Annotated in this window: 11 protein-coding genes; 8 read left to right on the top strand and 3 right to left on the bottom strand. The window is 73.8% G+C overall.

Going from position 1 to position 8,033, the window contains the following annotated elements; translation table 11 throughout:
• A partial coding sequence (locus tag VGL20_15575) for a hypothetical protein (GenBank protein ID HEY2705102.1) occupies window positions 1–227 on the bottom strand: 227 nt, incomplete at its 3' end.
• A gap of 164 nt (window positions 228–391) precedes the next feature.
• On the opposite strand from VGL20_15575, the gene VGL20_15570 reads away from it, so the two are divergent.
• The 7 genes from VGL20_15570 to VGL20_15540 all read left to right on the top strand — a co-directional run bounded on the left by VGL20_15570 (window position 392) and on the right by VGL20_15540 (window position 5,977).
• Window positions 392–961 (top strand): MarR family transcriptional regulator, encoded by a 570-nt coding sequence (locus VGL20_15570; protein ID HEY2705101.1) that lies wholly within the window; start codon window positions 392–394, stop codon window positions 959–961.
• Complete coding sequence (locus tag VGL20_15565) at window positions 958–2,430, top strand: MDR family MFS transporter (GenBank protein ID HEY2705100.1); 1,473 nt, start codon at window positions 958–960, stop codon at window positions 2,428–2,430. The genes VGL20_15570 and VGL20_15565 overlap by 4 nt, the downstream gene beginning before the upstream one ends.
• 92 nt (window positions 2,431–2,522) lie before the next feature.
• Window positions 2,523–3,281, top strand: a complete 759-nt coding sequence (locus VGL20_15560) for a CoA transferase subunit A (GenBank protein HEY2705099.1) — start codon at window positions 2,523–2,525, stop codon at window positions 3,279–3,281.
• Between the two features lie 2 nt (window positions 3,282–3,283).
• Window positions 3,284–3,931, top strand: coding sequence for a CoA transferase subunit B (locus VGL20_15555; protein ID HEY2705098.1), 648 nt, complete (start codon window positions 3,284–3,286; stop codon window positions 3,929–3,931).
• Window positions 3,932–3,969: 38 nt separating this feature from the next.
• Window positions 3,970–4,452 (top strand): SRPBCC family protein, encoded by a 483-nt coding sequence (locus VGL20_15550; protein HEY2705097.1) that lies wholly within the window; start codon window positions 3,970–3,972, stop codon window positions 4,450–4,452.
• 86 nt (window positions 4,453–4,538) lie between these two features.
• The gene (gene ccsB, locus VGL20_15545) at window positions 4,539–5,468 is read left to right on the top strand and encodes a c-type cytochrome biogenesis protein CcsB (GenBank protein ID HEY2705096.1); all 930 of its coding nucleotides are present in this window, start codon (window positions 4,539–4,541) and stop codon (window positions 5,466–5,468) included.
• Window positions 5,465–5,977, top strand: a complete 513-nt coding sequence (locus tag VGL20_15540; protein ID HEY2705095.1) for a TlpA disulfide reductase family protein — start codon at window positions 5,465–5,467, stop codon at window positions 5,975–5,977. The genes ccsB and VGL20_15540 overlap by 4 nt, the downstream gene beginning before the upstream one ends.
• Window positions 5,978–6,044: 67 nt before the next feature.
• On the opposite strand, the gene VGL20_15535 is transcribed toward VGL20_15540, so the two are convergent.
• Together VGL20_15535 and VGL20_15530 are read right to left on the bottom strand one after the other, a co-directional pair.
• On the bottom strand, window positions 6,045–6,140 hold the full coding sequence (locus tag VGL20_15535; protein ID HEY2705094.1) for an AURKAIP1/COX24 domain-containing protein: 96 nt from the start codon (window positions 6,138–6,140) through the stop codon (window positions 6,045–6,047).
• Window positions 6,141–6,228: 88 nt separating this feature from the next.
• The gene (locus VGL20_15530) at window positions 6,229–6,735 is read right to left on the bottom strand and encodes an HIT domain-containing protein (protein ID HEY2705093.1); all 507 of its coding nucleotides are present in this window, start codon (window positions 6,733–6,735) and stop codon (window positions 6,229–6,231) included.
• Window positions 6,736–6,898: 163 nt separating this feature from the next.
• Between VGL20_15530 and VGL20_15525 the strand changes: the two genes are divergently transcribed.
• The gene (locus tag VGL20_15525) at window positions 6,899–7,987 is read left to right on the top strand and encodes a hypothetical protein (GenBank protein HEY2705092.1); all 1,089 of its coding nucleotides are present in this window, start codon (window positions 6,899–6,901) and stop codon (window positions 7,985–7,987) included.
• Window positions 7,988–8,033 lie beyond the last annotated feature (46 nt).

Here is an 8,033-nt window from a genome sequence, read left to right as displayed (position 1 = left end):
AAGGCGGCGAACCCCGAGCCGCCCTGGGTGGGGTAGCAGGGGGGCGGCGGGCAGGTGGGCGCCGGGTTGGCCTGCAGGTACGCGCATGGCGACGGCGGCGTGGGCGCCGGCCTCGCCGCCGCCCGGACCGGCCCCGCGGCCACGGTCAGGGCGCCGGCGACGGTCACCGCGGCGAGCAGGCTCACCAGCAGGCTGCGACGCCGGTGCGCCCGGTTCAGGTGGCTCATTCGATCACTCCCCTCGTTGCGGCGGGCGCCCGGGTGGTCGTCGCCGTCTCTCGTGCCCAACACGCACCGGGGGGCCGGAACGGCTGAGGTCGGGGCCGGAGGGCGTGTGACGGCTCGGTAACATACTGAGGGACCACACTAAGTTGCCCCGCATAATGTGGTCCATGTCGCACCCCACCTCCGACCATCCGGCCTCGGCGATGCTCAGGTACTCCCTCGGGAAGCTCGAGCACGACGCCGCGGGCCGCCTCTACTCCCCGGCGATCCGCGAGCGGGTCGCCCGCCTCGGCGCCGCCGGACCCCGGACCGAGACCCTGAGCGCCGTCGCCATCGCCGACAAGACGGTGAGCAGCCTGCTGGAGCGCGCCTTCGAGCAGGTCGGCCTCTCGCTCGCCCAGGTCAAGGCGCTCGGGATCATCCGCCACCTCGGCGGCACCGGCGCGCAGATGCGGGTCATCGCCATGGCCTGCAACGTCACCCCGCGCACCACCACCGGCGTCGTCGACGGCCTCGAGGCCGCCGGGCTGGTGGAGCGGGTGCCCGACCCCCACGACCGCCGCGCGGTCATCGCCCGGCTCACCCCCGAGGGGGAGCGGCGGCACCAGGCCGCCATCGCCCTCCAGGTGCAGATCAGCGAGCGGCTGCTCGCGGGCTTCGACGACGAGGAGCGCGACCAGCTCCGCCATCTCTGCCTGCGCCTCGTCGAGGCGGCAACCATGGAGGCACACCAGTGATCGCCACCCGGCGCACCGCCCCGACCACCCCGGGCCGCCGCCTCGACCCCAGGATGGTCACCTTCCTCGGCGTCATGGCGGCGATGTTCCTCGCCGCGCTCGACCAGACCATCGTCGGCACCGCCATGCCCACCATCGCCCGAGAGCTCGGCGGCGTCACCCGCTACACCTGGGTGACCACCGTCTACCTGCTCACCAGCACAGCGGTGGTCCCCGTGGTGGGCAAGCTGTCCGAGCAGCTCGGCCGCAAGCGCGTCTTCCTGGCGGCGATCATCGCCTTCCTCGCGGGCTCCGCGCTGTGCGGCCTGGCCCCGAGCATGAACTGGCTGATCGGCTTCCGCGGGCTCCAGGGCATCGGCGCCGGGATGCTCACCGGAACCGCCTTCGCGGTCATCGCCGACCTCTTCTCGCCCGCCGAGCGCGGCAAGTACACCGGCATGGTGGCCGGCGTCTTCGGCATCGCCAGCGTGGTTGGCCCGCTGGTCGGTGGCGGCCTCACCGACCACGCCGGGTGGCGCTGGGTCTTCTACGTCAACATCCCGATCGGCGCACTCGTCCTCGCGGTGCTGGCGCGGACCTTCCCCTCGATGCGCCGCTCCGGCATCAGGCCCCGGATCGACTTCGCCGGTGCCGCGCTGATCGCCGCGGGAGCGGCCCTCCTCGTCCTCGGCGCCTCGCTCGAGGGCACCGACGGCTGGGGCTACCCGCCGGTCGGGCTCAGCCTGGTCGCCGGCGTCGTGCTGATGGTCGTCGCCCTCCTCCACGAGCGCCGTACCCCGGAGGCGGTGCTGCCGCCCGAGCTGTTCAGATCCTCGATCTTCTCGGTCGCGACCGCGGTCACCTTCCTCATGGGCGCGGTGATGTTCGGTGCCATCACCTACATCCCGCTCTTCCTCCAGGGGGTGGTCGGGGTGCACGCCACCAGCTCCGGCCTGACCATGCTGCCGCTGATGGCGGGACTGGTCGTGGCCAGCATCGCCGGCGGGCAGCTGATCTCGCGCACCGGGCGGTACCGCATCCAGGCGCTCGCCGGCATGGGCGCCGTCGCGGCGGGCATCTTCCTCACCACCCTGCTCGACGCCGGGTCGACCCAGGGGCAGGTGACCCCGGCGATGGTGATCCTCGGCCTCGGGCTGGGCCTCTCCATGCCGGTCTTCAACGTGGTCTCCCAGAACGCCGTCCCCCACCGCCTGATGAGCTCGGCGACCGGCGCGGTGCAGTTCTCGCGCCAGATCGGGGCGACCCTCGGCCTCGCGGTGATGGGCTCCTACTTCAACGCCCGGCTCGCCGCTCACGGCGGAACCGGGAGGCTCGCCCTCGCCGCCGCCATCCACGACGTGTTCATCGTCGCCCTGCTCGGCGCCGCCCTCACCCTGGTGGTCGCCGCCTTCCTCCGCGAGATCCCGCTGCGCACCGCGAACCATGCCGTTGAGGTGCGCGAGGCGGTCGTCGCGCCGGCGGTCGCGTAGCCGGGCGCGGGCATAATGTCGCCCGGCGCGGAGGGTCGAATGCCCGTCCGCGCCGGGTGACCGGCGGGGCGCGGCCAGCAGAGGGAGGCGTCATGGGCAAGGTCTTCTCGAGCGCGTCGGAGGCGGTCGCGGACATCCCCGACGGAGCCACCCTGGCGGTCGGCGGCTTCGGGCTCTGCGGCAACCCGATGGAGCTGATCCGGGCGCTCTACGACGCCGGCACCACCGGCCTCCGGGTGGTCTCCAACAACTGCGGTGTCGACGACTGGGGCCTGGGCCTGCTGCTGTACGCGCGGCGGATCTCCCGGATGACCAGCTCCTACGTCGGCGAGAACCGCGAGTTCGCCCGCCAGTACCTCTCCGGCGAGCTCGAGCTCGAGCTCACCCCCCAGGGCACCCTCGCCGAGCGGTTGCGTGCCGGCGGCTGCGGCATCCCCGCCTTCTTCACCCCCGCCGGGGTGGGCACGCTGGTCGCCGACGGTGGCCTGCCCTGGCGCTATCGGGCCGACGGCTCGGTGGCGGTGGCCAGCCCCGCCAAGGAGACGCGGAGCTACGGCGGCCGCGACCACATCCTCGAGGAGGGCATCGTCTGCGACTTCGGGCTGGTGCACGCGATCCGCGGTGACCGCCATGGCAACCTGGTCTTCAACAAGAGCGCGCGCAACTTCAACCCGCTCTGCGCGATGTCGGGGCGGATCACCGTCGCCGAGGTCGAGGAGCTGGTCGAGCCCGGCGAGATCGATCCCGACCAGGTCCACCTGCCCGGGGTCTTCGTCCAGCGGATCGTCGAGGTCGGCCCCGGGGAGAAGCGCATCGAGCGGGTGACCACCCGCCCCCGTGAGGAGGGCTGACCATGGCGCTGACCCGCGAGCAGATGGCGGCCCGGGCGGCCCGTGAGCTCGAGGACGGCTCCTACGTCAACCTCGGCATCGGCCTGCCCACGCTGATCCCGAACCACCTCCCCCCCGGCGTGACCCTGTTCCTCGAGGCGGAGAACGGCATCCTCGGGGTCGGGCCCTACCCCTACCCGGGCGACGAGGACCCCGACCTCATCAACGCCGGCAAGGAGACGGTGACGGTGCAGCCGGGCGCGTCCTTCTTCGACTCGGCGATGAGCTTCGGGGCGATCCGGGGCGGCGCCATCGACGCCGCCGTGCTCGGCGCCATGGAGGTCTCGGAGCGGGGCGACCTGGCCAACTGGATGGTCCCCGGCAAGATGATCAAGGGGATGGGCGGCGCCATGGACCTGGTCCACGGCGCCAAGCGGGTGATCGTGCTGATGGAGCACACCGCCCGGGACGGCTCCCCGAAGATCGTGCGCAGCTGCTCGCTGCCGCTCACCGGCCGGGGGGTGGTGCACCGCATCGTCACCGACCTGGCGGTGATCGACGTCACCGAGCAGGGGCTGGTGCTCCGCGAGCTCGCTCCCGGGGTCGGCGTCGACGAGGTCCGCGCCGCCACCGAGCCGGAGCTGCACCTGCCCGCCGGCGTCGGCGCCTGATCCCTCTCGACAGCCACGTCGCGCCGTGCCATCCTCGGATGGCGATGTCGCACCTCGTGCTCAGCCGGGAGATCTACTCCCCGCTCGACCGGGTCTTCGCCCACGTCAGCGACCTGACCCGGGCCCCGGAGTGGTGGCCCAACCTCTCCGAGGTCCGCCGCGTGAACGGTGCCGGCGAGGTGACCGTGGGAACCCGCTACGCCTTCACCTACAACATGCTCGGCCGCCACCTCCCCGGCGAGGCGGTGGTCACCGAGCTGGTCGCCGGCGAGCGCAGCGTGCTCGAGACCACCGGCCAGATCCATGCCGTGATCCGCAACGACTACCGCGCCACCGCGAGGACCCGCACCCGGGTCACGGTGATCATCGAGTACGAGGTCCCCGGCCTCATCGGCCGGGTGGTCAACACCCTCCTCGTCGAGCGCCGCAACGCCGCCGACGCCGACCACGCCTTCGACCAGCTCAAGGACCTGCTCGAGCACGAGGCCCTCGCCCGCATCGACGAGGGCGTCGTCCTGTAGGTCGCCAGCCCGGACGCGGGGTGGGGTGGCTTGGGGTGAAGAGCCCAACGGGCGTGAGGTCTCCACGCGTCTATACTGGCCGCCGGATGCACGGGACCCCCCTCTCGCTCGCCCTCTTCTGGGTGGCGGTGGCCGCCTACCTCGTGGGCTTCCTCGCCTTCATCCTCCACATCGCCTTCCGGCGGCGCGCGCTCTCCGACGTGGGCGTGGTGGCGGCGATGACGGGGTGGCCGTTCCACCTCGGGTCGATCGTGGCCCGCGCGCTGGAGGCGGGGCACTGGCCGCTCGGGAACATGTACGAGTACTCCACCGGCATCAGCCTGATCATGGTCACCGCCTTCCTGGTGCTGGCGCTGCGCCACCGGCTGCGGCTGGTGGGGGCGCCCGCGATGGGCCTGGCGGTGGCGCTGCTGGGGCTCGCCTACATGCTCTACGTCCCTCCGGGGAGCCTGGTGCCGGCGCTCCACAGCTACTGGCTGACCATCCACGTCACCGCGATGGCGTCCTCGTCGGGGATCCTCACCTTCTCGTTCCTCTTCGGGATGTTCTACCTGGCCCGCCGCTGGGCCGACGGCCGGCTCGCCTCCGCCGCGACCGGTCGGATGGCGGTGACGCCGGGCGGCACCCCGGTCTCGGTGGGCGGCGGCCGCAGCGGGGGCGACCCCCGCCAGGCGGCGGCGCGGGCGGTGGCGCGCGCCCTCCCCGGCGCCCCCACCCTCGACCTCTGGAGCTACCGCTTCGTGATGCTCGGCTTCCCGATCTGGTCGTTCGGGGTGATCTGCGGAGCGATCTGGGGCGAGCACGCCTGGGGCCGCTACTGGGGGTGGGATCCCAAGGAGACCTTCGCCTTCATCACCTGGGTGATCTTCGCGATCTACCTCCACGCCCGGGTCACCTACGGCTGGCGCGAGACCCGGGCGGCGGCGATCACCGCGGTGGGCTTCGTCTCGATCCTCTTCACCCTCTACGCCGTCAACCTCTGGATCGTCGGTCTCCACTCCTACGCCAAGGTATGACCCGGCTCGGGGTGGCGCTCGCCGCCCTGCTGCTGGCGGGATGCGGGCTCGAGCAGGACGTCGGCGTCGGAGGTGCCGGCGGCGGCCCCGAGGTGGGCAGCGCGGCACCGGCGGTGCGGATCCAGACCCTCGGCGGCGGCGTCGTCGACCTCGCCGCCGAGCGCGGCCATCCCGTGGTCATCGACTTCTTCGGCTCGTGGTGCGGGCCCTGCCGCCGCCAGCAGGCGGATCTCAACAGGGTGGCGGTCCGCTACCGCCCCCGCGGCGTGGTCGTCGTCGGCGACGCCCTGCGCGACGACCGGGCTCCGCTCCAGGGCTACCTGAGCGGGCTCGGCGTGCCCTATCCCGCGGGGCTCGACGACGGCCGGGTCGCCGCCCAGTTCGCGGTGCTGGCGCCGCCGACCACGGTGGTCGTCGACGCCCGCGGGCGGGTGGCGGCGAACATCATCGGCGGCATCCACCCGGACGCGCTGTCGACCCTGCTCGACCGGCTGCTGACCACCGGCTGACACGCCGGACGGAGAGGGCGGGCGGCCCCGGAGGACCGCCCGCCGGCTCATCCCAGACCGGCCCGGCTCAGCTCGCGCGCCGCGCCCAACGGGTCTTCTTCAGCATCTTCTTGTGCTTGTGCTTCCGCATCTTCTTGCGGCGCTTCTTGATGACCGAGCCCACCCGGGCCTCCCTGTCGCCCTCGCCGGGGCATCTCTCTGACGCGCCGGCAGGCGCGGTCCGTCGGCGGCGGAGTGTAGCAGCCGCGCAGTCAGGGACCGCCGGGGTCGGGGCCGAGCCTGGCGAAGGCCTCGCGGAGCCGTTCGGCGGTGCGGTCGAGGTGCTCGGGGATCACCTTGACGTCGGCGAGCACCGGCATGAAGTTGGTGTCGCCGTCCCAGCGGGGGACCACGTGGGCGTGGACATGGTCGGTGATGCCGGCCCCGGCGATCCTGCCCTGGTTCACCCCCAGGTTGAAGCCGTCGGGGCCGAGCGCCGCCTGGAGGGCGCGGACCGCCCGCTGCAGCGCCGCGAACATCCCGGCGCCCTCGGCGGGGGAGAGCCCGGTGAGGTCGGGCACGTGACGGTGGGGGACGACCAGCAGGTGTCCGCTGCTGTAGGGGTGGAGGTTGAGCACGGTGAAGGTCTGGGCGGTGCGCTCCACGACGTGCCGCTCCTGGTCGGTCTCGCCGGCGTCGATGGCGCACAGGACGCAGCCCTCGGGCGGGGTGCGGTCGCTGACGTACTCCATCCGCCACGGGGCCCAGATCTGGCGCACGGCGGCCGAGGATACCAGCGCGCACCGCTCCGCCATGCCCCCCGGCAGCCCACGGCCTGCCCACCGCAAGTTTTCGTTTGATGTGCTCGTTTCGATTGTTGCGTCCCGATCGTGAGCGGGCCGCGGGTGCCGCCCCGGAGCGGCCGGATCAGGAGGCTTCGAGATGGTGCGGCGAGCGCTGGCGGCGGCGATCCCGGTCACCCTGGCCGGCGTCCTCCAGCTCACCCTCGGCGTCACCACCGCCTCCGCGGCGCTCCCCGTGGGCGTGCCCGCGGTGCATGCCGGCCTCCTCTCCGGGGTGCTCGGGCTGCTCCAGCCGGCGCCCGCCACCACCCCCGCCGCAGCGGGTGTGCCGGCGGCCTCCGCCAGCTCCCACGGGCTGGTCATCGGGCTGCTCGGCGGCTGCGTCAGCTGCACCTCGGCGACCGCGACCCCCGGCCACGGCGGCGCCGCCGCCACCGGCCTGCGTGTGCTCGGCAGCGACCTCGCGGCGGGCACCTCCACCGGCCACGGCGGCCGGGCCGGCGCGCTGCTGACCCTGCCCTCGAACCCGCTGCTCGACCTCGCCCTGGCGAGCTGGATGGCGAGCAGCGACAGCGGCTCGGCCGCCTCCGGCGACGCCCGCAGCGCCCTCACCGACCTCGCCCTCGGCGGCAACCTGGCCACCCTCTCCCTGCTGCGCTCGACCAGCCACGCCGGCGTCGCCGGCGCCGCCGGGTCGGGCAGCTCCGCCAGCGACGGCGCCGTGATCAGCCTGCTCGGCGGCGCCCTCGGCCTCGGTCTGCTCCACTCCGACACCGACGCCTCGGGCAGGGCCCAGAGCTACCTCGCCTCGGTGAACGGCACCCCGGTGGGGGCGCTGAGCAGCTCCGGCGCGGTCCCGGTCAGCATCCCCGGCGTGCTCGACCTCGCCCTGCTCCAGGCCGACTCGGCGGCCGCCGCCGGCGGCACCGGCAGCGCCGCGGTCGGCAGCGTCTCGAACGTCCTCGGCATCCCCGGCACCAGCGCCGGCGTGCTCGGCAGCAGCGCCGCTGGCAGCGCCGCGGCGGCCGCCGCCGGAAGCGGCCCGGCCGCGGGCGCGGGCACCCCGTCGGGCGCGCCCGCCTCCGGCCTCGGGGTCGTGCCCCGCCCCCGCACCGTCCCCGAGACCGGCTCCTTCTTCGGGATCGCCGGGCTCGCCCTGGTCATCGCCGGCACCGGGCTGGCCGCCGCGAGCACCGCCCGCCGCCGCCGCCGGCCGACGGTCGCGTGACCTCCTCACAACGCTTTCCTCCCTGACCCTGTCGGGCGGGGCCACC

This window comes from Candidatus Dormiibacterota bacterium (assembly GCA_036495095.1).
Taxonomy (GTDB): Bacteria; Chloroflexota; Dormibacteria; order Aeolococcales; family Aeolococcaceae; genus CF-96.
This window is presented reverse-complemented; position numbering and strand designations above follow the sequence as displayed.